The organism is Marinobacter sp. C7, assembly GCF_022343555.1.
GTDB lineage: Bacteria > Pseudomonadota > Gammaproteobacteria > Pseudomonadales > Oleiphilaceae > Marinobacter.
In genome coordinates this window covers 321,737-343,955 of the sequence record NZ_JAKQZH010000003.1, presented here as the reverse complement: position 1 = coordinate 343,955, position 22,219 = coordinate 321,737, and the positions used below count along the sequence as shown (strand labels likewise).

Sequence of the window (22,219 nt, the reverse complement as noted above, 5' to 3'; positions counted from 1 at the left end):
CCCGACGTTGATCACCGCGGCCGGACATTGCCGCGGTGATCAACGTTTTAACGGGGTTTTGCAAATACCTGGGTCCAGTAATTCGGATAGTCCGCCGTCCGGGTATCCACTCTGACGACAGACACGCCGGTAAACCTGGCGTCCATGATGTTCCGGCAATGTCCCGGGCTGTCCAGCCATCCGTTCATCACTGACTGGACATCGTCGAAGCCGGCCGCAATGTTTTCGCCCACCACGGACCACTCGAAGCCGGTTTCGGTTACGCGACCGCCAACGCGGAGGCCGTCGGAACCGATGTGGCTGAAGAAATTGTTGTCTGCCATATCGTTACTGTGTTTCGTCGCTGCCGCCTCGATCGGGCAGTTGTACTGCAGAGGTTCTACCGCAGGAAAGAACTCGGACCCGCACTGGCGGCCCCGGGTGCGCGCCGCGTTGACATACTCCAGCATCGCTGCCTGATACTCCTCCACCTCACAGCCATTCACCTGTATCGTGACCGGCTGCGCCGCTGCCGACCGGTTCAATTCGCTGTTATCGGACACGGCCGCCGTCGACGAAGCACCTCCGCCGGATCCGCCACAGCCTGCAAGGGAAAAGGTCAAAAGTACGAAAAAAGACCACTTCGGAGATAATTTCATTGAATACAGGGCCACCGTTTCGGTTAAATTGTGAAAAAGTACGCAATTTAACGGGTGATTCCCGCGATTGGATCCACGAAGCTACATTTCCTTACGAATCTCACCCAGACCGAAACAAACAACATTCATGCTGCCAAACCGGTGAACTGATCAATGGCAAAGAAACGAGTTCTGATACTGAAAACAGGTACCACCTACGCCGACATACGCTCGCGCTTCGGTGATTTCGAGGACTGGTTCATCAGGGGACTTTCCCCGGAGCTGGACCCCGAGGTGCTGGATCTGCCGCACGGCGACACGCCCGGAAACCCGGCCGATTGGGACGGAATAGTCGTAACAGGATCCCCCGCCATGGTCAGTGACCGGGAAACCTGGAGCGAGGAGGCCGCCGGATGGCTGGTCAGGGCAGTCAAGGCCGGTATTCCGGTGCTTGGTGTCTGCTATGGTCACCAGCTGCTGGCCCACGCTCTTGGCGGCGCCGTGGGCTACCATCCCGAAGGGCGCGAAACCGGAACCAAAGTCGTGGAGCTGTTTGCCGAGGCTGAACGTGATGTCCTGTTCAGTGCCTTGCCTCGGCATTTCAAAGCCCAGCTGACCCACAAGCAGTCCGTCCTGAGTCTGCCGCCCGGAGCGGTCTGCCTTGGCCGGTCCGATTTCGAGCCACATCAGGCATTCCGGGTGGGCGACTGCGCCTGGGGAGTGCAATTCCACCCGGAATTTTCCGCTGCCATCATGAGGGCGTATCTTGAAGTCCAGATGCCGGAACTCGTCCGTGAAGGCCTGGATCCGGAGGCTTTGCTGACTGACGTCTCGCCGGCGCCAGAGGCAAGCAGTCTGCTGCAGCGTTTCTCGGAACTGGTTCTGGAGAGGCAAGCCTGACGACTGCAAGCCACCGGTCAGTCGAGGATGTAGGCGGTCTTTTCCAGGACGTTTTCATCCTCATCAACAAAACGGAACTCATTCCAGCCGACCCGGATCATGTCGTTGCTGTTGAGTCGTTGGCGCCCATCGACCCTGAGATCGTTCACAAAGGTGCCATTGGTGCTGTTGCTGTCCACGATATAGAAGTCCACCGTGCCCTCGAGGTAGGCATTCGGTGACGCTTCGATCACGGCGTGTTGTCCACTCACGGAAATCTCGTCAATGCAGATATCATTGTCGGTGCGCCGGCCGATTCGGGTCAGCGGTTGCGCCAGTTCAAAGGTGTTGACCACCACGCTGTCCACCAGTTGTGAAAGTGATGCCATTTTCTATTCCTCAATCCTTAACCATCATGAGTACAACAGAGACGTTGTCTCCGGCGCCATTTTCAAGGCTCTGTTCGATAAGTGCCTGGACGGCATCGCCGGCATCCGGGCCTGACCCGATAAGTTCCGGCCAATGGGATTCGGGTAACGCTCCGGTGAGCCCGTCGGAACACAGAAGCAACCCCTCGCCCGGCGCCAGCTCCTGAATCCGGAAACTCGGCATGGAGTCGTCGGATGCTCCCACGGCCCGGGTCAGCACATTCCGGAAAGGCACCCTCGGCGCCTCCGCTTCCGTAATGCTGCCATCTTCAATCATGTTCTGGACCACGGTGTCGTCCCGGGTCAGGCACCGTGGCCCTGCTTGCGATATCAGGTAACAACGGGAATCGCCGATGTGGCCGATAAAAGCGGTACTATCGATGATCCAGGCCACCAACAGGGTCGTGCCCATTTTCTCCAGCCGGGCATCGTTACCCTGTTCCTCGCGTATTCTCATCGAAGCCAGGTCAAATGCGGCGTCAAGCCTTTCGCGGACAGTGGCGGCCTCCGGAACCTCGTAGGAGGACAGAGAGGGCAATAGCGAATCCAGCACCGACGCCACCGCCAGCTGACTGGCGATTTCGCCGCCCTGATGGCCTCCCATGCCATCTGCCAACACCAACAATGCCTGTCGGCCATCCTCACTGCGCCGCCACTCCACCCTGTCCTGATTGCTCTGGCGAACGCTTCCCACATGGGAGTCGCCGGCAATGTCGTAATCCATCACGAGGCCACCTCCCTTGCCTCACGCTGTGCCTGGCGCCGGAGTGCGTCTGCCATGTCGGCCGCGCTTGAGAAACGTTTGTCCGGCTCACGCTGGATGGCCTTGTTGATCAGCCTGACCACACCGTTGGGCAGGTCCGGATTGAGCGACCGGGGGCTCCTCGGCCGCTTGTTCAGAATCTGATAGGTCAGGTTGGCCAGGGTGTCACCCTGATAGGGGGTCTCCCCGGTCACCAGCTTGTACAGCGTGACGCCCAGGCTGTATGTATCCGATGCGCCCGTCACCTTTTGCCCCTTCAACTGCTCCGGAGACATGTAGAGGGGACTGCCCATCACGCTGCCAGTCCTGGTCACGGAATCATCAGAAATCCTTGCAATGCCGAAATCGGTGACCTTGATATCGCCATTGTCCGGATCATAGATGATGTTTGCGGGTTTGATATCCCGGTGAATGATCTTCTGTTCGTGGGCGTAAGCCAACGCATCCGCCACACGCGCCACCACATCCAGCACCGTCGCCAGCGGTAACAGCCGCCCGGCCCGGCCAAACTCACTCAAGGGCCGGCCCCGGGCGTAATCCATCGCGATATAGGCCAGGTCGGCCTCTTCACCCACGTCGTAAACGGTGACAATAGACGGGTGACTGAGCCTGCCCGCTGCCTCCGCCTCACGGAAGAACCGGTTCTTCAGAGCCCGCAGCTCCTCCCCTTCAAAAGCCTGGTAGCTCAGGGTCTTGATGGCCACCGTGCGGGCAATGGCAGGGTCCCTGCCCAGGTACACCACTCCCATGGCGCCCCGCCCGAGTTCACGCTCGATTTCATAGCGACCCAACGTTGGCCGGCTGACCGACTGGTCCGGCATCACCAGGGTCTGCGTGGCATCAAAGCTTCCCGGATTGCTCCCTGCCGCACCCGATGCCAGCTTCTCCATCGCGGCCAGACGTTCCGATGCATCCCGGAATTTTTTCTCACGCCCGACGATGCTCTGATAGGTCCGCATGGCCTTTTCGTACTGACGTTTCCGCTCCTGCTGCAGAGCGATCCGGTAACGCAGGTCCAGGCTTTCCTCACCTTCAGGACAGCGCGCCACAGCGGCAAGCGCTTCATCGGTCTGACCCTGGTCCAGCAATATCTCGCCAAGCTTCAGGCGAGCCTCCCGGGCGTTCTCCGTAAGCGCCCGGATCTGCCGGTACGGTTGCAGCCAGAACAGCATCACGACAAACCCGACCACCAGTAAGGTATTGATCTCGCCCAGGGGCAGCCAGAGGTTATGGTAGAACATCAGTGCAGACTGAAGCACCAGCAGGCCACCGCCCAGGAGCAGCGTCACCGGCAACGAGACCGCCGCACCCATCCCGGGGATCGCGAACACCAGGTAACCCGCTGTCACCAGCAGGCCGGCATCAACCGCAAGCCGTCCCCAGACTGGCTGGTTCAGGGCACCGACATCTTCCGACCCCAGAAATGCGAGGAGCTCCCTGTCCAGCCATGCCAGCCAGGGAATCTGGTCACCGGCCACGATGAACACAGCCGCGAGGGCGACTACCAGGGAACGAAGGCTGAACAGGCTCGACAACGGATTCGGTAACGGATTCACAGGCAACATCGTTGTAAATGATTGATCCGGTTAGTTTAGAAACCCGACCAACAATCGGACAGTTGCAGGCAGGTGTTTTTTGTAAGGGTTTGTTTACCTGAGAGCGAGGTCACGTATAGTAAAACCTGAATCCGCGCGAGCGCCCTGGCCCCAGATAATCAACACACCGACACAGGCGCCGGCAATCGATTGGAACCCGGGCCCCGGAACGCGCGTGCTATTCACAGTCGGACTTCCCCGGGAAGCGACAATGACAATTTTGTATGTTGAATGAATACATATCCGAATCTACTGTGATAAAGAACATCACAAGAAGGAGCCTGAAATGTCCGAGATACGTAATTATCTGAAACAGGTTTCACTGGTGATGGCCGTGTTGATGGCCATGGCCACGACGTTCTCCACCGCCGCCCACGCCGGCATGGTCGGAACCGGAGAAATCATCCAGCAACAACAGACCGAGCTGGACCGCCAACAGCTCCTGAGCATGCTTGAAAAACAGGAAGTCCAGGCAAAGCTCGCGGAAATGGGCGTGAGCAAGGACCAGGTGGCGGATCGTATCCAGAACCTGACCCCGGCCGAGCTGGCCGATTTTGAACAACAGCTGGCTGAAGCACCCGCGGGCCAGGATGTCGTCGGCATCATTGTGCTGTTCCTGTTGGTGTTCATCATCACCGACATGCTTTGTGCCACGAATATCTATCCGTTCATCAACTGTATCCGCTGATAAGAAAGCGTGATCTATCGACTGAGGATTGCCGGCAGGTTTGCGGCCCTGATGGGCCTGCTCCTGCTGGCAGGCTGTGCCTCCACCCCACCGTGGCCGGAGCCTGAATCTGTAGCCGGCGAGGTCGTCCTGCCCAACCGTGTGTTGCTGGAAGATGTGCCGTTCTACGCCCAGGAAAAGTACCAGTGCGGCCCGGCCTCACTTGCCATGATGCTGAACAGTCAGGGATTGGAGACCGATCCCGACGTGCTGAAGGAACTGGTATACATCCCTGGCCGTCAGGGCTCCCTGCAGGTTGAAATGGTGGCGGGTGCGCGGTCACACAACATGGTCGTCTACCCGCTGAAACCAAGACTGGCGGACGTCCTCGAAGAGGTCAGTGCCGGCAATCCGGTGCTGGTCATGCAGAACCTGCTCATTGACTGGTGGCCTCAGTGGCATTTTGCGGTTGTGGTTGGCTACGACAGCGACAACGAGACTGTCATCCTCAACACCGACACCCGCAAGCACTACGCCATGCCTTACAAGACGTTCCATGCCACCTGGAGCCGGGCCGAACGCTGGGCCGTTGTGGTCCTGCCTCCGGAGCAGGTCCCAGCCACGGCAGAGCCACTGGCGTTCTTGCGGGCCGCCCATGACCTGGAGTCCACCGGGCACACCCAGGCGGCGCTCAGCGCCTATCAGACCGCTGAGCAGGCGTGGCCCCGGCAGCCTGCTCCCATAATGGCCCAGGGAAACCTGGCCTATGGGCAGCAGCAATGGTCTGGCGCGCTCGTCCACTTCAAGCGGGTCGTAGAGCAATTCCCGAAATATGCCGAGGGCTGGAACAACCTGGCCTATGCGCTGGACCGCGCAGGCTGCCCGGCGCAGGCGACATCCGCACTTTCCTGCGCCCGGGCCCTGGGTCCCGACAGGTTTGGCGAGGAAGAAGCATCCTTCGGCAAGGAGGAAGCGGACGGGAGCCAGAGCTGTTCAGCACTACCGTCCTGCCCCGCATCTCCCCAGTGACAGGGCCGGTGATTACCGGCCTTTTCTCAACAGGACAACGTCCTTTACCGGAACCTCCAGCGCCCAGCCATGCTTCCTTGCCAGCCATTGGAAGGTTGCCTGCCGGTAAAACACCACATGCGTCGGATCCCGACGGTAATGCCAGTTATCGAAACGGGCATCGTCCGTCTGGAAGCAGGTCATGATTCCCAACCAGCCGCCAGGCCTGAGCAACTGGTCCAGGAGCCCGAAAACCTCGGCCGGCTCATGGAGATGCTCTACCACCTCGGTACAGGTAATGAAGTCATAGGTCCGGGTCAGGGCCGCATTGTCTGGATGAAAGAAGGGGTCATAGAGTGCCACGGTAAAACCGCCCTCCTCCAGCATTCCGGCGAGCGCGGGGCCTGGCCCGCAACCGAAATCCAGACCTTCTGCGCCGGGAGGCAGGTGTGCCATCAGCGGATCGGCCAGTTTCGACAAAAAGCGCCGATAGCCTGCATCTTCAGGATTGTTTTCATGCAATTCGTAGATGCGCCTTTCTTCCACCGCCGACAGTCGGGATGGCGGCGCCATGATCGTGGCCTCGCAGGTGTGGCATCGCAGGTAGCTCTGCTTGCCGATCGTCCGGAAATGCGCAGGCTGCCCCTCATGGCAGACAGGGCAATGGCGAAGCCCGGCACCGGCCATGGTCAATCCAGCCCCGCAGCAGCGCGGACCGCCTGATCGAATTCGCTGCTGTCCGGCTCTTCCGCACGGATCAGCTCGATCCGGCTCATTTCCCTCGGTTCCGCAGGCGAGACCGACAAGGCGTCATCCACCATATTGATTGCACGCCAGCCCTCCAGGGTGTGGACCACAGCCTTGAATCGTACGACGTGCTCATCCATGGCCAGTGCCATCAGAAGGTTTTCGTCGAATACCAGTGCCGGATGAATGCGCCAGCCAAGGCTGAAATGTCCCTGCCCCTGGTTCGCCACCGTCTGCCAGGGTTCCTCTTCAATGTCCGCCACCGGTGTTTCTGCCCTGGCATGGTGGTGATGGTGGGCACCGGGATCGCTGACGTCCCTGGGCTCCGCCCGGCCATCCAGCCAGGCGGGTGACAACCGGCCATGGCGGGTATGGAAAACCTGCCGTTTGCCGGGCTCCAGAGCGGCGGCCCACTGGTCGAAGTGGGCAAGCTGGGCATCGGCGCACAGGTCGGTCTTGTTGGCAACGAGGATATCTGCGGCCGCAACCTGATCCCGGAACTGCACGTTATCGAGCACCCGGGGATCCTCCAGTTTGCGGGGATCAACCAGGGTGATAACCGGGCCGAGTGCCAGAACATCCCGGTAATGCTCGCTGGTCAGTGTATCCAGAATCTGGGAAGGATGCCCGAGCCCTGTCGGCTCGATCAGCAGTCGGTCCGGCCGGGCCTTGTGGATGAGCTGATTCAGCCCGATCTGCATGGGCAGGCCGGCAACGCAGCACATGCACCCCCCCGGAATTTCCCTGACAAACGCACCTTCGGTCTCCAGCAGGGCACCGTCGATCCCCACTTCACCGAATTCGTTGACCAGAACGGCCCAGGTTTCGTGCTCGGGCTTGTGTTTGAGCAGATCGAGAATGGCGGTGGTTTTACCAACACCGAGAAAACCCAGGATCAGATTGGTTGGAATGGGGCGGGAAATATCCGGCATCGGTCGGGCCTCGAAATTGTTATAAGATAACAATTTCAGTGCTGCATTGACCAGTCCGCGTTCATTTCCCGGCCTTCGTCAGCCGGTCCAGCCGGAGCCGCTCGCGGTCGTCAAACAGTCTGCGACTGCCCCAGGACACCGCCATCAGGGCGCCAAAACCGGTGCCCACAGTGATAAGCAGCATCACCAGGATCTGGTATTTGACGGCCACCGCGGGCGGACTGCCCGCCAGGATCTGACCGGTCATCATGCCCGGCAGACTGACAATGCCCGCAGCCGCCATGGCGTTGATGGACGGCATCATGCCGCCACGCATGGCGTCCTTTCGGATATCCTCCACCGCCTCGCGCCAGGTCTGCCCGAGCATCAACCGGTTTTCGATAACGGCACGCTGACGCCAGACCGACTCGTTAAGGCGATCCAGGCTCAAGGCAACCCCGGTCATGGTATTGCCCAGCATCATACCCAACAGAGGAATGGCATATTGAGGCGCATACCAGGGCGCAGGGCCGATGATGACCGTCAGAGCCAGAATTGTGACGGCAAAGGACGACACAAACATCGCGCCCGTTCCGATACCAAATGCCCAGAAGCCCCGCAGCCGTCGCTGCTGACGAGCCATCACCTCCCTGCCGGCCACCAGCAGCATGACGGCGGCCATCAGGGCGATCCAGTACAACCTCGCCGAGGCAAACAGGGCTTCCAGAACCAGGCCAATCAGGGCCAGTTGTATGCCGGTGCGGGCGCCGGCAACCAACAAACTGCGCGTGATCCCCAGCCTGGCCGCAAAACTTACCCCGGCCAGGCCAAGAATCAACAGAGCCGCCAGCCCCAGTTTCCACCAGGCAAGATCAATGACTTCCATGCGCAAGCTCCAGCCGGGATCCGTTAATCCGGTAGTGGGCATTCGCTACCCGCTGGATCTGTCCGTGGTCGTGGGCAACCCAGAGGACGGCCAGTTGTCGCCGCCGGATTTCTTCGAGCAACCACCCCTCCACAGCGGCAGTCATCTCTTCATCCAGGTTTGCCGTCGGCTCATCGAGTAACAGCGCTTCCGGAGCCATCGCGAGTGCCCGCCACAAAGCGAGCCGCTGACGCTCACCCGATGATAACCGGCTTACCGGCCAATCCATGACCTTCCTGGAAAAGCCGAGGACTGCCGGCATGGTTTGACGGGCACTCCCGGTGAAATGGGCGCCCACCTCGTCAAACCACCACTGGCTGTCTGCCGGGACCATAGTCACCCTTTTACGCCACTCATGGGCCGGGACCGAGAATTGCTCGGCCTCACCCAGATACACCCTGCCCTCGTGGGGTTCCAGATCGGCTACCGCCCGGAGCAACCGACTCTTGCCGCTACCCGACGCTCCCGACAGACAGACCACCTCGCCCCTCGACACCGCGAGGGAAACCTCCCGCAGCGTACCAACCGAAACCTTCTCCAGGCGCAAATCAGTCAATTGGCGTGCTCCGGGTTATCATCAGGGTTGACGTTTGTTACCGAGAAAGCGCCGCATCATCCCCTCGGAGAGGAAAACATGGGCCAGCGCCGGGTAAGGCAGGTAGTGCAGGAAGACGGTTGCCAGCACCACAGCGTCGAAACCCTCCCCGAGAAACAGCCAGGCTGTGAAAGCAGCGAACAATGCCCCCAGGAAGCCACCGTAAATCCACAGCAGCCGGGATCTCTCCTCGGCCATGGGCAGGCGTTCCAGCGCTTTCGCCACGGAAAATCCCATGTAAGCGGCAATCGCAGCGGCAATAATCAGCGAGGCCAGCAGCCCGCTGAATCCGAGCAGAAACCGGCACAGGTAATTGGCAAGAAAGAACAGGACTATGCCTGTGATCGCGATAATGGTAATCCGGGTTTTTTCCATGGAGCCCCTGAACTTGTTGTTTTAAAAGCCGATTGGCCAGCAGCCATAGTCGGCCAACAATATGGCAGAGACTGTCGCCAAGTACCAGCCAGAACCGACGCGGGACGCTACTCGCCGCGCCAGTTCACGCTGTACAGGTCGTGTCGGCGGTCCTGCAGGTTTTTCACGGTTCCGCTGTTCCGGGCCGTGATCAGCGTCTCCGGGCGCAGATCGGCAAAAGCCACCGTTTCGACATTGGGTTCGGTGTCCGCCGCTATGCCATCCCTTGCGAAGGGAAAATCGCAGGGGGTGAGGATGCAGCTCTGACCGTACTGGATCTCCATGTTCGGCACGTTGGGCAGGTTGCCAACGTTGCCCGACAGCACCACGTACACCTGATTCTCCACGGCCCGGGCCTGGCAGCAGTACCGGACCCGCAGATAACTCTGACGTTCGTCCGTGCAGAACGGCACGAAAATGATGCTCACCCCCTGATCCACCAGATGCCGGGCAAGCTCGGGAAATTCCGCGTCGTAACAGATCAGCACCCCGATGGTGCCGCAGTCGGTTTCAATGGCATTTACCCGGTTTCCGCCTCGCACATTCCACCAATAGGACTCATTGGGGGTGGGATGGATCTTGGGCTGGGTATAAACCTGCCCGTCCCGCAGGAACACATGGGCCATGTTGCGTATGGTGCCGTCCTCTTCCCGGACCGGGGTCGAGCCCGCCACGATGTTGATGTTGTAGCGCAACGCAAGATCACGCATCAGTTCCCGGTAACGCTCGGCATAGTAGGTGACCGCGGAGAATGAATCCGCCGGGCTGCCGCTGCGGGCCTCGATAGACAGCAGCTGAAGGGTGAAAAGCTCGGGGAACACCACGAAATCGCCCTTGTAGGTCGAGACAACATCCACGAAGTAACGGACGATTTCGCTGAACTCGTCGAATGACGCCACTGGCCGCTGCTGGTATTGAACCGTCCCGATACGTACGGTATCGGGCATCCGGTGTCCATAGCGTTTCCGTTTCTCGTCGCGGCCATTCTGGGGGACCTTGGGATTACGCCAGACCAGGTGGATGCCGTAGCCCATGGAGTCATGGTCGGCGTCCAGGTAATGGGGAATGATGCCGTGGATTTCGAAACCCTGGTGCATCTGGAACGAGAGCACGGGGTCCTTCTGCTCCTTGCTCCTGATGGCATCGACATAGGCCTCCACCGTGCCGTACTTCTTCAGTTTCTGGCGCAGGGTCGGCAGGCGACCGGCAAACACCACGCCCTGAAGATTGAGTGTCTGGCACAGGCTTTTTCGCTCATTGTAGAGGCGCTCGCCGATCCGATAGCCACGGCATTCCGGGTCGACACACACCTCCATGCCGTAGAGCCAGTCGCCCTCCGGATCGTGACGTGATGCGTACCCGTTGCCGGTGATCGATGTCCAGTCATGTCGCGCCAGGGCGACCTCCCCGGCAATCCGGAAGGTGGCACAGTAGCCCACCACCTGGTCCCCGAGCATGGCAACAAACTGGCCCTCAGGGAAGGTATTGATCTGCCCGGTCAAGGGCCCCTTGGTGTAGCCGTACATTCCGGTGCCCTCGTAGACCCGGCGGCTCAGATCGATGATGGCGGGTATATCAGCGAGGGTGGCGTTGCGGACAAAAAGACGCTGGTCGGGATCGGAAAACGGTGGGCACATACATACCTCGAAGCAAGCGCGAAAAGGCGCGTGGGCATGCCCTCATATTTGGTCGGTCGGCTCCGTTTCGTCAAGCGGCGGCTTCAGGGGGAAGCGCTGGATCACGGTATATACCGACCCGCCTGCTCCGGGGGTGCTCTCGAACAGGACAAACTCCGTTACCGGCAAAACTCCGAATCGCTCCTCCTTGTGGTCTTCCAGCAGGTTCACAATCGACGCGGCCTGCTTGCGAAACCGGGCCACCGTGATGTGAGGCTTGAACCCGCGGTGCTCGGTCTCGAAACCGGCGGCCGCAACCTCGGTCGACAGCTGACGATACAACTCCGCCACCGGCGTCTCCGGAGAGACACCGGCCCAGAGGTTCCGGGGGTGTTCCGGGCGACCGAACGCTCCCAGCCCCGCCACCACCACCTCGAAAGCCGGCGCGGAAACCAGGGACGCTGCGTAGCCCAACGTCGCCAGATCCTCATCGTTGACGCTCCCGATAAAGACCAGCGTCATATGCAGCTGATTACGACTCTGCCATCGGGCCCCGTTGACCGGGCTCTTGAGCTTCAGCAAGCGTTTCTTGACCTCTGACGGGACTTCCACCCCGAAAAACACCCGAGGCACGGTTCAGTCCTCGTAAATCATCTTGCGGGTCATGCCACCGTCAACCAGATAGTTCTGGCCGGTGATAAAGCCCGCTTCTCCGGAAATCAGGAAAGCCGCCAGGCTGGCAATGTCCCGAGGCTCCCCCACCCGACCGGCAGGGTGCTGACGGTGATCGCTCTCCGAAAGCGGCGGGGCTTTTCCTTCCTTATCCTGCCACGCACGGGTGTCGATCCAGCCCGGACTGATGCAGTTGACCCGGATCTCCGGCCCCAGGCTCATCGCCAATGCGTGGGTCAGGGCAACGATGCCGCCCTTGGTGGCGGCATAGGCCTCGGTGTCGGGCTCGGACTGCAAGGCCCGGGTGGAGGCGATGTTGACGATGGCACCGCCATTCTTTCGCAGGTGAGGCACCGCATGCTTGGTAACCAGGAACGGACCGGTCAGGTTCACATCCAGACGACGCTGCCAGACCGCCAGGTCCAGCTCGTCAACAGGCCCGTTTTCCGGGCCGGCGAGCCCGGCGTTGTTGATCACGGCATCGAGCCGAGCGTGCCAGCCGGTTGCGTCACAGACCATTCCGGCAACTTCCTCTTCACTGGACACATCGGCCCGGAAATAACGCGCCTGCTCGCCCAGCTGTTGCTGCAACCACTCTCCCTGCTCCCGATCAACATCGCAGAACGCCACCTGCCAGCCCCGATCGGCCAGGAACTCCACCAGACCACGGCCGATACCCCGGGCTCCACCGGTTACCAGAACAACTCGGGCTTCGCTTGTCACATTGACCTCCGTTTACCAGGGCAGCTCATCGCCGTTGCTGTGCCAGAACGATCCGGTATTCTCCAGGTTCAGGTTGGCGATCCGCTCCGCCAGGCCTCGGGCCGACTCCTCGGGCGTGATCATCCCCCCGAAGTTCACCATGCGGGTCTTCACATAGCCCGGATGCAACTGGGCAACCGCAATGCCCTTGGGTTTCAGGTCCACTGCCAGGGACTTTCCGAAAGCGTTCAGGGCCGCCTTGGAGGCGCGGTAACCATAACGCCCGCCCGAATCGTTGTCTGCAATTGACCCCATGCGGCTGGTGATGTTGGCGATCTTGCCCCCCTCTTCAATCTGCGGAACCAGTGCCTCCGCTACCCGCAGCGGCGCGTAGGCATTGATCTCCATCTGCTTGCGAATGGAATCGAAATCGATGCTGCCGAGCTGTTCGTCCTGCAGCAGGCCGGCATTGTTGATGAGCAGCCCGATCTTCTTGCCCGCCAGGGCCGATTTCAGTTTGTCGATGCCGTCGACGGTGGCGACATCGACCCCGTCGATGACTTCGTAGGCTACCTCTGCCAGGTCATCGGAAGACTGCCGGCATACGCCGATTACATCGCAGCCCTCGCGGGCATAGTGCCGCGCCAGCTCCAGGCCGATTCCCCGGTTGGCACCAGTAATAACGACTACTCCGGATGCAGACATATTTCCTCCGCTTTGCTAATGGATTCAAATGGTTGGATCAGTAAATCTGGACGAGCAGCCACACTGTAACGATCAGTGCCAGCAGAAACCAGCGGGCATACTGGTCGGGCTTGTCATGATCCGGGGATGTTGCGGTTGCTGTGGAGTGGCCCTCCTCGTATTCGCGAATCAGCTCGCGGGCCCGGTAGAGGTCTTCATCATCCACATGGACATTGCTGAAACCCGCCGCACCGATCTCCCCCAGCGCACCCTGCAGGTAATGGCCGCCAACGTAGGACTCGATACCGTGGACTTCCAGAAACCCGGCTACAATGTGTGCTTCGGTAATGTCCCGGGCCCGATAGGCTATTTGCAAAGGCCTACTCCTTCTGTGACATTCAAGGGCAGCACCCGCCCGTTAATGCGGTTATGATTTCAGCATAGACCCACCCGCTCCAGGGAGCCATCAAGGATACGCAGTGGATATTATCTGGATTGTTCTGGCCATCGTCCTGCTCATCGTGGCCGCCACCCTGTTCCTGTTCAGGATTGAAGACCTGTCCCATCTGGACGAAAGGACCTATCCCGTGCGGGAAAACACCCCAAGCGAAGGGCATCGACAGGTGCTGGGACAGCTGAGGGAACTGAGGGAAGCCGCCAAAGACCTCAAGGGCAAGGCCAGGCTGATTGCCCTGCGCCAGCACATGGACACACTCAGCGAGGGCGCGGAACTGGTATCGGAGTTCCGGCATAATGCGGAGCCGCGCGGCGAATGGGTCATCGCACCGGGTGTCGACACCCGCAGGCGTGTGCTCTACATCCACGGCGGTGCCTGGGCAGCCGGCAGTCCCAGGAGCCACCGGACCATTACCGACCGTTTCTCAACCCTCGCCAATGCTGCGGTTTTCGCCGTGGATTACCGTCTGATGCCGGAACACCGCTTCATGGATGGGGTACGGGACTGTCAGAGAGCGTACAGTTGGCTGTTGGACCACGGCCCGAATGGCCGGGAGCGCGCCAGCTTTATCGTGGTGGCGGGAGACTCCGCCGGAGGCAGCCATACACTCAGCCTCCTCGCCTGGGCGCGGGATAATGGCCTCCGGCAGGCGGATGCGGCTGTTGCCCTGGCCCCCTCAACGGACCTGACCCTGACCGCCCCCAGCAACCGCAACAACATTTCCACCGATCCATTGCTGGGCCCGGTATTCGGCGGCCTGGCCAAGATTCCGTTACCCATCATCTGGTGGGGAACCCTGGCGGCCTTCCGGGTATCGCCGACCAATCCCGTCGCCTCGCCGCTGCGTGGCAGTCTCGCCAACCTGCCGCCGACCCTGATCCACGCCAGTGATACCGAAATGTTGCTGGATAACGCCCGGCGCTACGCGGCCAAGGCCCAGTCCGAAGGGTCCTCCGTGGAGCTCCATACCTGGCCGGGCATGGTGCACGTGTGGCACATTTTTGGCGACATGCTCCCGGAGGCTGGTGAAGCCTTTGAAGACATCCGGGAATTCCTGGCCGATGTCGAGGCCGGCAAGCGCGAATAGGATGCCCCCATGTGCGGACGCTTCACCTTTTATACACCGCCCGAGACCCTGATCCTCGAGTACTTTCCGGAAGGTCTGGAGGTGGATGGCCAGTTTGAGCCCAGCTACAACATCACGCCCGGGGTGGGCATTCCCATGATCCGCATGACCATGAACGGCACCCTGATCATGGCTCATTCCCACTGGGGATTCCGTCCGGTCTGGGCCGGTGAGAAAGCGCCCGCGCCCATCAATGCCCGGGCCGAAACGGTGGCCACCTCAAAATACTTCCGGGAAGCGTTTGCCCACCACCGCTGCCTCATCCCGGCCAACGGCTGGTATGAATGGATGGCCACGGAGCACGGCAAGGAACCGCACTATGTAACGCCAAAGGCGCCGGACAAGGACCCCGCCATCTTCTTTGCCGGCCTGTGGACACCGATGGAAGGTGATGAGACCACCGCCTGCGCCATCATTACCGAACCGGCGCACAAGAGCCTGGCACATATCCATGACCGCCAGCCGGTGGTGCTCGATCCCGGCTGCCTGCGGGACTGGCTGAACCCGGAGCTGAGCGAACGCTCTGCAATCCGCTCGGCGACACACCGGCTGCCTCCGGAGCACCTGGGCGAATACGAAGTATCACAGGCGGTAAACAATCCCCGCCACAACACTCCGGATCTGTTGGAGCGGGTCAGGTAGGACAGCCCAACCGGCTATTTCCGGACCCACCGGTCGCCCACTCTGACAAACTGACCGGCCGGGGTTTTCTCCACGGCTTTTTTACCGGCGACCGCCTCTACCTCCGCAACCGGGATGTTGTGTTTCTCGGCGATGCGACCGTACTCCTGACGCCGGGCCTGGTTAATTGCCTCAACGATCTCCCGGGCATTACCTTCAGCCTTTACGACGGCCAGATAGCCTGCCGGAGTTTCTCCCACCAGCCCCTGCTGTTTGGCCGTGTCGAGCTGCCGCTTGGCGTCGTCCAGGCTCATCGCCAGCACCGGAAGGCTCAGGCACAGGGTCAGAAGAAGCGCACCGAATCTACTGAACAATTTCATAATCCTCTCCCCGTCGAAGTGTCCGCAATCATCAGAACAGGCCCTGTTCATCGAACAACTCGTCCACTTCCTTATCAACCTTTACATAGATCTCATGCTGGATCTTGACGTTCAGGTTGACGGTAATGGGCTCCTTTGGCGCCGCCATCTGCACCGTAGGCGTGCAGGCTGCCGACAGCAGGGCAATCGTGAATATCACCGCCCCCTCTCGAAACCGGGCGGTGCCGGCGGATGTCCGGCTCTGCGCTTTCATAGATTTCCCCCATAGATTGTGGCCGGTACAGGAGGATCAGTTTTCCCCGTTACCGGCCTCGCGCTGTTCCATCAGTTTCCTGACTTTCTCCGTGACCGCTTCGTTGACCCGACCGCTGAGCTGCAGGCTGGTCAACAGTGCCGGAATATCCTCCTGCAGGTTGATGTTCACGACAATCGGGTGACCATCCCGCACCTGCGGATTGCTGCCCTCAAGCCTTAGGCCGAGGTTCAGCGTTCCTTCCTGATCATAGTCTATCGTGCTGTTGAGCACGGAATAGTTAAAGTTCTGAAGGGCCCGGACCACGAGATCCATGGTCTCGTTGTTTCGGGCCAGTGCCTGCAATCGGTCCGCCGGCAGTCTCAGGGTGCCTCCCGGTGCCACTGCCCTGATGTGGCCGTCGGCAACCTGCACCCCGTCCCTGCCAATCAACAGAGGCACTTCGCCTTCAAGCGTGCCACTACCGGCTAATCCCTCGGCGGGATATACGGTCATCAGGCGTTCGACCTGTATATCGTTCAGCCACACAGGCACGGTCACTGGCAGGTTGGCCAGATTCCAGTCCCCGGGTCTGGCCCGGAGCTCACCGCCCAGAAATCCGGCATGCCCCCGAATCAGTGAAACAGTGCCTTCCGTCAGGGCCTGCAACGAAGCGCGGTAGCTGCCGGTAATGGATACAGGCCCTAACGGCACACCGGGATTGATCTGGGCCAACTGCAGCTCCGATGTGCGGGCAACCAGAGTGTCTCCCACTGACAGCTCCAGGATACCGTTCAGATCGGTCCAGGCGATTCGGCCCGCAATTCCCGACATGCCGCTGGCGATTATCTTGCCCTCAAGAGCCGGCCCCGTCCCCGGGAGGCGAACATCTGCCTGTGCAGAGAGGCGCCCATCGCTGATCTCGATGCCGGCAGGCCAGGGTTCAAGGGTCGCGGCCAGTGTCCGGCTTGCGTCGCTGCCCTCCAGTACCGTGCTGGCAGCTACCTGTGCCGTTCCCTGGAAGGGCCAGCGGGCATCGATATCCAACACCAACCCTGCAGCGCCCTCTGCCAGGCCACGGACATCCAGGCGATTCAGGTTCGCATCCAACTGGCCCTCAAGGCTCCAGAACTGCGGCTTCAGGTTGGGCTGTTTCAACGTCCCGACATCAACCACCAGCGGACCGGCCAATCGCAATTTCTCCAGGTTCAGGCCGTTCAGGTTGTAGCCGACGTCCAGAGTGCTGCCGCCCGGCCGCGCTTCCACCTGTTCCAGAGCGAGGACCCCGCCGCCTTCCGGGCTGATCACTCCATCCACCTGCACACGCGAACCATCCAGAACGTCCAGCCTGGCTGATTCCACACCCGCGGTCCCGGCCAGGCCGATTCGTCCCCCGATGCTACTAAAGCGCCAGCCGCCGCTCTCAAACTCCGGAAACAAGCCACTGACCCAGAGTTCCGTCGTCTTTATCCGCCACTGGTTCGGATCTGGCGCCAACTCCACATAGAGGTTTCCGCGGATCCCGGTTCCTTCCGGCAGATCGATTTGTAAATTGCCCACGGAAATGGATTCCGGAAGCCACACCGGGAACTGCTCGGGCAATCGTGGCTGGCTCGTCCCTGATCCATCCGGCGCAGGCTCTGGCCAGGCGGGTATTTCAACCGCCAGCTGTTCGACCCGAACGCTGGCCAGGGAGAGGCTCTGCCAGTTCCAGCCCAACAGAAAGTCCGAACCCCGCACCGTGAACCGACGCGCCGGGTCGGAGCTGACCAGCGAAAAGCTGTCGGCACGAATACCCCCGAGCGAGAGATGGATTCCCTGCCAGTCAAACTTCTGGATTGACTGATTCGCCATCCACTGCTGCCAGGCATCCCGGGCATAAACACCAGCGCCGATCACCACGAGCAGCAAAACAACAACGATCACGGCCAGCCATCGACCGATTCTGCTTGTCATCGTGCGCTTTCCTGCTCCCACAAATCGCTTCCTGTCCACGTCTAACAAGTCGTAACCTGACATCCGGCCCAATCAGTAATAAGGTTTATACAGATTCAATGTTGCGGAGTAACGGCATGACGTCAATGCTGCGACAAATCCTGGCTCTGGCATTGCTGGGTCTTGTACTGGGCGGTTGTGCCAGTAATCAGCATCTGCAAACCCGCGAAACCATGCGGCCCGCGCCGGTTGAAACGCCCGATTCGCCGGAGAAGGTCGACCGGTTGTGGCAGGTCTTCGAGCGTTACCGGGGAACGCCCTATGAATATGGCGGCACGTCGGCTCAGGGGTTCGATTGTTCCGGTTTTATCATCACGGCCTATCGGGAGGGCCTCGGCCAGCAGCTGCCCCGCACCACCGCCCAGATGCTTCGCCACGGCCGGGAGGTGCCGCCGGACCAGGTAAAACCCGGGGACCTGGTGTTCTTCAGGATCGGTGGCAAGGAGCGGCATGCCGGAATTTACATGGGCGACAACCGTTTCATTCACGCCTCCACATCCATCGGAGTGACCCTCTCGGAACTGAACGGCTACTACTGGGCGGACCGTTTCACCGAAGCACGGCGTTTTGAAGGAAACTGACCGGATATGACGCCAGCCTGGCGTCAGGCTCACAGACCGCCGAAGGCCAGCTGCAAAGCAATCGCTGCCATCATCAGCCCGATCACGCCATCAATAACCCGCCAGGCAGCTGGCCGTGAGAGAATCGGCGCCAGTGCCGAGCCGCACCAGGCAAGGCCGCCAAACCACAGAATTGAGGCGCTGCTGGCGCCCGCCACGAAACTCTTGGCGTCGTCTTGCTGGGCACCCACAGCCGGGATCAGAAGCAAGGTATCAAGGTAGACCTGAGGATTGAGCAGGGTAACGGCAAGCGTGGTGAACAGAACACCCTTGAGGCTGCGTCTGGCGACTTCGCCTGTCTCCAGGGCGGCCCTGCCCCGACTGGCCCGCACCAACGCCTGCAGGGCCAGCCAACCGAGAAACGCAACACCAAGCCAGCGCAGCAACTCGAGTGCCTGGGGCATGGCCATCAAGGCCGCACTCACACCGAACATGCCCAGGGTAAACAGGATCACATCCGAGGCCATACAGAGCCCGGCTGACCACCAGTGATGTTCCCGGCGAATCGCCTGGCTCAGGACGTAGGCATTCTGGGCACCGATGGCCACAATGATCCCGCCACAGACCACCAGTCCGGTCAGATAACTCTCAAGCACGCTCACTCTCCCTGAAAAAACTGACGCAAGGATACCGCGGCGGCTATATACTGGAAATTCATACTCTTAATAATGCATCAGTTTTCCTTATGATTGACTACAAACTGCTGGAAGCGCTGGCGACCGTCGTGGAATGCGGAGGCTTTGAACGCGCCGGGGACGCTCTCGGGCTCAGTCAGTCGGCGGTATCCCAGCGAATCCGGACGCTGGAAATTCGCCTCGGGCAACCCGTTCTCGTTCGCAGTCCTGTGTTGAAAGCCACACCAGCCGGTCAGAGGTTGCTCAATCACGTCCAGCAGGTGCAGTTGCTGGAGCGCGATCTGGCCAAATCCCTGCCCACTCTCAACGAACCCTCTGCTCGGCTCCGTATCGCCCTGAACGCCGACAGCCTTGCCACCTGGTGGGCCGAGGCCATTGGCGAGTTCTGTCGTGACGAGGAGCTGCTGCTTGACCTTGTTATCGAAGATCAGGATATTGGCCTCCGCCGAATGCGCGAAGGCGACGTTGCAGCCTGTCTGTGCAGCAGCCCACAACCGGTCGCGGGTGCGCGGTGCGTGCCCATGGGTTCAATGGTCTACCTGCCGCTGGCAACCCCCGGTTACATCAGCCGCTATTTTCCCGGGGGACTGACCGAGACAGCCTTGCGAGAGGCACCGGCGATCGTGTTCGGACCGAACGACCAGTTACAGCATCGCTTCCTGGCACAGTGCGGCTTCCACGGGTCTTTCCCTCATCACCTCTGCCCATCATCGGAGGGATTTGTAAAACTGGCAGCCGCTGGCATGGGCTATGGCATGATTCCGGAAATCCAGGCGCGAAAAGAGCTGGCAGCACATACGTTGACCAGCATTGCCTCCGGGCAGCAACTGGAAGTCGAGCTATACTGGCATTTCTGGCGCCACAGCGGAGGTGCCATGGATCGCCTCACGCAGGCTTTGAAGAATGCCCGTGTGCTTACCGCGGAAAGGAACAAACCAGGGAGTTGCAGTAAATGACCACTTTGATTGTCGGCCTGATCCTGTTTCTGGGAATCCACTCGCTATCTATCGTCAATGAACCACTTCGCAACAGGCTACACAGTCAACTTGGCGAAGGAGCATTCAAGGGCCTCTACTCGGTCGTTTCGCTTATCGGCCTTGTCCTGATTGTCTGGGGATATGGGGCCGCCCGGATGGATCCGACCGTGCTATACACACCTGCAGGCTGGCTCCGTCACCTGGCCATGCTGTTACTGATTCCGGTTTTTCCGCTTCTGTTCGCCACATATTTCCCGGGGAAGATAAAAGCAAAGCTCAAACACCCGATGCTGGTCGCCGTAAAACTCTGGGCCCTGGCTCACCTGCTGGCTAACGGCATGCTGCATGATGTTCTGCTTTTTGGCGCCTTCCTGACCTGGGCGGTAGTGGATCGGATTTCCATGAAGAGACGCACCGAGCGGTCCATTCCGACCCTGCCGGCTTCGAAGGCAAACGATGCCATTGCCGTCGTCGGGGGCCTGGCGGTCTACGTCATTACCGTGTTCTGGGCCCATCAGTGGCTCATTGGTGTATCACCTGTCTGAGCAGAGACCGGGCTTCATGAAACACAAGGTTGCGGTGTACGGCACTCTGAAACGTGGCCACAACAACAGCCACCTCCTGAGCCGGGCGACGTATCTCGGGACAGACCGCCTGACCGCCCTGACTCTTTATAATCTGGGCCCTTATCCGGGGGCCCTTCTGAAACCCTCCGACGGTGTCTCGGTGGAAATCTATGCCGTAAACGATCCCATGCTCGAGGAGCTGGACGTTCTTGAGGATTACATCCCTTCGGCGCCGGCGAAGAGCCTCTACCTGCGCAAGCGGCTCGACACCCGCTTCGGGCTATGCTGGGTTTACATCTACAATCAGCCGGTTACCAGCAAACAGATCATTGCTTCCGGAAACTGGTGAACAAGTCACTGGAACCTCAAAGGATTCGCCCTTGGACCTGACCACCCCTGCCCTGCTTTTCCCTGCCATCTCGCTGCTGTTGCTTGCTTACACCAACCGTTTTCTGGTGCTGGCCCAGCTGATTCGCCAACTCAAGCAGATGGACACCGAGGAGGACCATGCCCTCATTGCCCGGCAGATCGGCATGCTGCGTAAGCGCATTGTCCTGACCAAGCGCATGCAGGCTTTCGGCGTTCTCAGTTTTTTCCTGTGCACCGTGTCCATGTTCCTGCTGTTTCTGGATTTCGAGATGCCCGGCATCCTCGCATTCGGCGTCAGCCTGGTGCTGCTGTCGCTCTCGCTGCTGTATTCACTGTACGAAATCCAGATCTCCACGAATGCGATCAACGTGGAGCTGTCCAGCTTCGAGGCCCGGAAAAGCGGAAACCCGGGTTGAACGGTCAGGGCCGGTCCGGAGGGTTGATCCCGAACCAGCGGGGGAAGCGTAGGAGGCAGTAGAGTGCAAGAACGTCATACAGCGCATGCCAGAACATGACGAGCCCCATACTGCCTGACAGATGGTAGGCCGATCCCAGCACCAGCCCGAGCCCGGTGGCCACCAGAAAATAGGTAAACGAAACATAGTGCACCAGGCCGAACAGCACCGAGGATGCCAACACCGCGGTCCACGGCCCGGTGTGCTGCATCAGCCAGCCCTGGGCCGCACCACGGAACAGCAGTTCCTCACCAACACCCGCCAACACTGACAAAACCACCAGCATCGGCCAGGTATAACTGCGGGCAAAGTTATACAGCCCCCGCATCTGGCGGGACAGGTTATCCGGGAATAGACTCGGAATCTGGGTCAGCAGCAACAGTGACACATAGGTGCCAGCCGCGCCGAGCGCGCCGTAAAGCAGCACTTCAATGCCACTCAACCCACCCCACTGGACGGGAATGTCGAGCAACCAGATGGCGACCAGGCCGATAACGCCGATACCACCCTGGAAGACCAGGGCGGCCCGGTTGGAGATGGATGAACCTCCCTGCCCCGGCATC

29 protein-coding genes are annotated in these 22,219 nt (G+C 60.2%); 10 read left to right on the top strand and 19 right to left on the bottom strand.

The window, feature by feature from the left end; genetic code table 11:
• Positions 1-47: 47 nt before the first annotated feature.
• A complete protein-coding gene (locus tag MD273_RS16095; protein WP_239038817.1) occupies positions 48-542 on the bottom strand; it encodes a CAP domain-containing protein in 495 nt (164 codons plus the stop codon).
• A 249-nt stretch (positions 543-791) separates the two neighbouring features.
• On the opposite strand from MD273_RS16095, the gene MD273_RS16090 reads away from it, so the two are divergent.
• Positions 792-1,517, top strand: a complete 726-nt coding sequence (locus MD273_RS16090) for a glutamine amidotransferase (protein WP_239038816.1) — start codon at positions 792-794, stop codon at positions 1,515-1,517.
• Between the two features lie 17 nt (positions 1,518-1,534).
• Here MD273_RS16090 and MD273_RS16085 read toward each other — a convergent pair whose 3' ends face one another.
• Genes MD273_RS16085 through MD273_RS16075 form a run of 3 tightly spaced genes read right to left on the bottom strand, consistent with a single transcriptional unit; the run spans position 1,535 to position 4,252 of the window.
• On the bottom strand, positions 1,535-1,885 hold the full coding sequence (locus tag MD273_RS16085) for an FHA domain-containing protein (protein WP_239038815.1): 351 nt from the start codon (positions 1,883-1,885) through the stop codon (positions 1,535-1,537).
• A gap of 10 nt (positions 1,886-1,895) precedes the next feature.
• Positions 1,896-2,648, bottom strand: coding sequence for a PP2C family protein-serine/threonine phosphatase (locus MD273_RS16080; protein ID WP_239038841.1), 753 nt, complete (start codon positions 2,646-2,648; stop codon positions 1,896-1,898).
• Positions 2,648-4,252, bottom strand: a complete 1,605-nt coding sequence (locus MD273_RS16075) for a serine/threonine-protein kinase (RefSeq protein WP_239038814.1) — start codon at positions 4,250-4,252, stop codon at positions 2,648-2,650. The genes MD273_RS16080 and MD273_RS16075 overlap by 1 nt, the downstream gene beginning before the upstream one ends.
• 316 nt (positions 4,253-4,568) lie before the next feature.
• Between MD273_RS16075 and MD273_RS16070 the strand changes: the two genes are divergently transcribed.
• Entirely contained in the window at positions 4,569-4,970 is a 402-nt protein-coding gene (locus MD273_RS16070) for a PA2779 family protein (RefSeq protein ID WP_239038813.1), read from the top strand.
• A 9-nt stretch (positions 4,971-4,979) separates the two neighbouring features.
• Positions 4,980-5,978: a PA2778 family cysteine peptidase gene (locus tag MD273_RS16065; RefSeq protein WP_239038812.1), complete on the top strand. Its 999-nt coding sequence runs from the start codon at positions 4,980-4,982 to the stop codon at positions 5,976-5,978.
• A 12-nt stretch (positions 5,979-5,990) separates the two neighbouring features.
• On the opposite strand, the gene MD273_RS16060 is transcribed toward MD273_RS16065, so the two are convergent.
• The 10 genes from MD273_RS16060 to MD273_RS16015 all read right to left on the bottom strand — a co-directional run bounded on the left by MD273_RS16060 (position 5,991) and on the right by MD273_RS16015 (position 13,599).
• Positions 5,991-6,644 (bottom strand): class I SAM-dependent methyltransferase, encoded by a 654-nt coding sequence (locus tag MD273_RS16060; RefSeq protein ID WP_239038840.1) that lies wholly within the window; start codon positions 6,642-6,644, stop codon positions 5,991-5,993.
• 2 nt (positions 6,645-6,646) lie between these two features.
• Positions 6,647-7,636 (bottom strand): CobW family GTP-binding protein, encoded by a 990-nt coding sequence (locus tag MD273_RS16055; protein WP_239038811.1) that lies wholly within the window; start codon positions 7,634-7,636, stop codon positions 6,647-6,649.
• A gap of 61 nt (positions 7,637-7,697) precedes the next feature.
• Positions 7,698-8,501, bottom strand: coding sequence for an ABC transporter permease (locus MD273_RS16050; protein ID WP_239038810.1), 804 nt, complete (start codon positions 8,499-8,501; stop codon positions 7,698-7,700).
• The gene (locus MD273_RS16045) at positions 8,488-9,096 is read right to left on the bottom strand and encodes an ABC transporter ATP-binding protein (protein ID WP_239038809.1); all 609 of its coding nucleotides are present in this window, start codon (positions 9,094-9,096) and stop codon (positions 8,488-8,490) included. The genes MD273_RS16050 and MD273_RS16045 overlap by 14 nt, the downstream gene beginning before the upstream one ends.
• Before the next feature lie 21 nt (positions 9,097-9,117).
• The gene (locus tag MD273_RS16040) at positions 9,118-9,510 is read right to left on the bottom strand and encodes a hypothetical protein (RefSeq protein ID WP_239038808.1); all 393 of its coding nucleotides are present in this window, start codon (positions 9,508-9,510) and stop codon (positions 9,118-9,120) included.
• Positions 9,511-9,617: 107 nt separating this feature from the next.
• Complete coding sequence (locus tag MD273_RS16035; protein ID WP_239038807.1) at positions 9,618-11,186, bottom strand: bifunctional GNAT family N-acetyltransferase/carbon-nitrogen hydrolase family protein; 1,569 nt, start codon at positions 11,184-11,186, stop codon at positions 9,618-9,620.
• A 42-nt stretch (positions 11,187-11,228) separates the two neighbouring features.
• The gene (thpR, locus tag MD273_RS16030; RefSeq protein ID WP_239038806.1) at positions 11,229-11,798 is read right to left on the bottom strand and encodes an RNA 2',3'-cyclic phosphodiesterase; all 570 of its coding nucleotides are present in this window, start codon (positions 11,796-11,798) and stop codon (positions 11,229-11,231) included.
• Positions 11,799-11,801: 3 nt separating this feature from the next.
• Complete coding sequence (locus MD273_RS16025) at positions 11,802-12,560, bottom strand: glucose 1-dehydrogenase (protein ID WP_239038805.1); 759 nt, start codon at positions 12,558-12,560, stop codon at positions 11,802-11,804.
• 12 nt (positions 12,561-12,572) lie between these two features.
• A complete protein-coding gene (locus MD273_RS16020) occupies positions 12,573-13,244 on the bottom strand; it encodes an SDR family oxidoreductase (RefSeq protein WP_239038804.1) in 672 nt (223 codons plus the stop codon).
• A 37-nt stretch (positions 13,245-13,281) separates the two neighbouring features.
• Positions 13,282-13,599: a putative signal transducing protein gene (locus MD273_RS16015; protein ID WP_239038803.1), complete on the bottom strand. Its 318-nt coding sequence runs from the start codon at positions 13,597-13,599 to the stop codon at positions 13,282-13,284.
• A 109-nt stretch (positions 13,600-13,708) separates the two neighbouring features.
• Between MD273_RS16015 and MD273_RS16010 the strand changes: the two genes are divergently transcribed.
• On the top strand, positions 13,709-14,767 hold the full coding sequence (locus tag MD273_RS16010; protein WP_239038839.1) for an alpha/beta hydrolase: 1,059 nt from the start codon (positions 13,709-13,711) through the stop codon (positions 14,765-14,767).
• A gap of 9 nt (positions 14,768-14,776) precedes the next feature.
• Positions 14,777-15,448 carry an SOS response-associated peptidase gene (locus MD273_RS16005; protein WP_239038802.1) on the top strand — a complete coding sequence of 224 codons (672 nt, stop codon included), beginning with the start codon at positions 14,777-14,779 and terminating at the stop codon, positions 15,446-15,448.
• Positions 15,449-15,462: 14 nt separating this feature from the next.
• On the opposite strand, the gene MD273_RS16000 is transcribed toward MD273_RS16005, so the two are convergent.
• The 3 genes from MD273_RS16000 to MD273_RS15990 are packed head-to-tail and all read right to left on the bottom strand — an operon-like array spanning position 15,463 to position 17,995.
• Positions 15,463-15,807: a YdbL family probable chaperone protein gene (locus tag MD273_RS16000; protein ID WP_239038801.1), complete on the bottom strand. Its 345-nt coding sequence runs from the start codon at positions 15,805-15,807 to the stop codon at positions 15,463-15,465.
• A 31-nt stretch (positions 15,808-15,838) separates the two neighbouring features.
• Positions 15,839-16,060 carry a YnbE family lipoprotein gene (locus MD273_RS15995; RefSeq protein WP_239038800.1) on the bottom strand — a complete coding sequence of 74 codons (222 nt, stop codon included), beginning with the start codon at positions 16,058-16,060 and terminating at the stop codon, positions 15,839-15,841.
• A gap of 36 nt (positions 16,061-16,096) precedes the next feature.
• The gene (locus tag MD273_RS15990) at positions 16,097-17,995 is read right to left on the bottom strand and encodes an intermembrane phospholipid transport YdbH family protein (protein ID WP_239038799.1); all 1,899 of its coding nucleotides are present in this window, start codon (positions 17,993-17,995) and stop codon (positions 16,097-16,099) included.
• Positions 17,996-18,111: 116 nt separating this feature from the next.
• On the opposite strand from MD273_RS15990, the gene MD273_RS15985 reads away from it, so the two are divergent.
• Positions 18,112-18,615: a C40 family peptidase gene (locus tag MD273_RS15985; RefSeq protein ID WP_239038798.1), complete on the top strand. Its 504-nt coding sequence runs from the start codon at positions 18,112-18,114 to the stop codon at positions 18,613-18,615.
• 29 nt (positions 18,616-18,644) lie between these two features.
• On the opposite strand, the gene MD273_RS15980 is transcribed toward MD273_RS15985, so the two are convergent.
• Entirely contained in the window at positions 18,645-19,250 is a 606-nt protein-coding gene (locus tag MD273_RS15980) for a LysE/ArgO family amino acid transporter (protein WP_239038797.1), read from the bottom strand.
• Positions 19,251-19,339: 89 nt separating this feature from the next.
• Between MD273_RS15980 and MD273_RS15975 the strand changes: the two genes are divergently transcribed.
• Genes MD273_RS15975 through MD273_RS15960 form a run of 4 tightly spaced genes read left to right on the top strand, consistent with a single transcriptional unit; the run spans position 19,340 to position 21,617 of the window.
• Positions 19,340-20,245 carry a LysR family transcriptional regulator ArgP gene (locus MD273_RS15975; protein ID WP_239038796.1) on the top strand — a complete coding sequence of 302 codons (906 nt, stop codon included), beginning with the start codon at positions 19,340-19,342 and terminating at the stop codon, positions 20,243-20,245.
• Positions 20,242-20,811 (top strand): NnrU family protein, encoded by a 570-nt coding sequence (locus MD273_RS15970; RefSeq protein ID WP_239038795.1) that lies wholly within the window; start codon positions 20,242-20,244, stop codon positions 20,809-20,811. Before MD273_RS15975 ends, MD273_RS15970 begins: the two co-directional genes overlap by 4 nt.
• Positions 20,812-20,827: 16 nt before the next feature.
• On the top strand, positions 20,828-21,181 hold the full coding sequence (locus tag MD273_RS15965) for a gamma-glutamylcyclotransferase family protein (protein ID WP_239038794.1): 354 nt from the start codon (positions 20,828-20,830) through the stop codon (positions 21,179-21,181).
• A 31-nt stretch (positions 21,182-21,212) separates the two neighbouring features.
• Positions 21,213-21,617 carry a DUF2721 domain-containing protein gene (locus tag MD273_RS15960; RefSeq protein ID WP_239038793.1) on the top strand — a complete coding sequence of 135 codons (405 nt, stop codon included), beginning with the start codon at positions 21,213-21,215 and terminating at the stop codon, positions 21,615-21,617.
• 4 nt (positions 21,618-21,621) lie between these two features.
• On the opposite strand, the gene MD273_RS15955 is transcribed toward MD273_RS15960, so the two are convergent.
• Positions 21,622-22,218 carry a CPBP family intramembrane glutamic endopeptidase gene (locus MD273_RS15955; protein WP_239038792.1) on the bottom strand — a complete coding sequence of 199 codons (597 nt, stop codon included), beginning with the start codon at positions 22,216-22,218 and terminating at the stop codon, positions 21,622-21,624.
• Position 22,219 lies beyond the last annotated feature (1 nt).

Coding starts and splice junctions, on each gene's coding strand:
- MD273_RS16090 (WP_239038816.1), top strand. CDS start 792: ATGGCAAAGAAACGAGTTCTGATACTGAAAACAGGTACCACCTACGCC.
- MD273_RS16085 (WP_239038815.1), bottom strand. CDS start 1,885: ATGGCATCACTTTCACAACTGGTGGACAGCGTGGTGGTCAACACCTTT.
- MD273_RS16080 (WP_239038841.1), bottom strand. CDS start 2,648: ATGGATTACGACATTGCCGGCGACTCCCATGTGGGAAGCGTTCGCCAG.
- MD273_RS16075 (WP_239038814.1), bottom strand. CDS start 4,252: ATGTTGCCTGTGAATCCGTTACCGAATCCGTTGTCGAGCCTGTTCAGC.
- MD273_RS16070 (WP_239038813.1), top strand. CDS start 4,569: ATGTCCGAGATACGTAATTATCTGAAACAGGTTTCACTGGTGATGGCC.
- MD273_RS16060 (WP_239038840.1), bottom strand. CDS start 6,644: ATGGCCGGTGCCGGGCTTCGCCATTGCCCTGTCTGCCATGAGGGGCAG.
- MD273_RS16055 (WP_239038811.1), bottom strand. CDS start 7,636: ATGCCGGATATTTCCCGCCCCATTCCAACCAATCTGATCCTGGGTTTT.
- MD273_RS16050 (WP_239038810.1), bottom strand. CDS start 8,501: ATGGAAGTCATTGATCTTGCCTGGTGGAAACTGGGGCTGGCGGCTCTG.
- MD273_RS16040 (WP_239038808.1), bottom strand. CDS start 9,510: ATGGAAAAAACCCGGATTACCATTATCGCGATCACAGGCATAGTCCTG.
- MD273_RS16035 (WP_239038807.1), bottom strand. CDS start 11,186: ATGTGCCCACCGTTTTCCGATCCCGACCAGCGTCTTTTTGTCCGCAAC.
- MD273_RS16020 (WP_239038804.1), bottom strand. CDS start 13,244: ATGTCTGCATCCGGAGTAGTCGTTATTACTGGTGCCAACCGGGGAATC.
- MD273_RS16005 (WP_239038802.1), top strand. CDS start 14,777: ATGTGCGGACGCTTCACCTTTTATACACCGCCCGAGACCCTGATCCTC.
- MD273_RS16000 (WP_239038801.1), bottom strand. CDS start 15,807: ATGAAATTGTTCAGTAGATTCGGTGCGCTTCTTCTGACCCTGTGCCTG.
- MD273_RS15995 (WP_239038800.1), bottom strand. CDS start 16,060: ATGAAAGCGCAGAGCCGGACATCCGCCGGCACCGCCCGGTTTCGAGAG.
- MD273_RS15990 (WP_239038799.1), bottom strand. CDS start 17,995: ATGACAAGCAGAATCGGTCGATGGCTGGCCGTGATCGTTGTTGTTTTG.
- MD273_RS15985 (WP_239038798.1), top strand. CDS start 18,112: ATGACGTCAATGCTGCGACAAATCCTGGCTCTGGCATTGCTGGGTCTT.
- MD273_RS15975 (WP_239038796.1), top strand. CDS start 19,340: ATGATTGACTACAAACTGCTGGAAGCGCTGGCGACCGTCGTGGAATGC.
- MD273_RS15970 (WP_239038795.1), top strand. CDS start 20,242: ATGACCACTTTGATTGTCGGCCTGATCCTGTTTCTGGGAATCCACTCG.
- MD273_RS15965 (WP_239038794.1), top strand. CDS start 20,828: ATGAAACACAAGGTTGCGGTGTACGGCACTCTGAAACGTGGCCACAAC.
- MD273_RS15955 (WP_239038792.1), bottom strand. CDS start 22,218: ATGCCGGGGCAGGGAGGTTCATCCATCTCCAACCGGGCCGCCCTGGTC.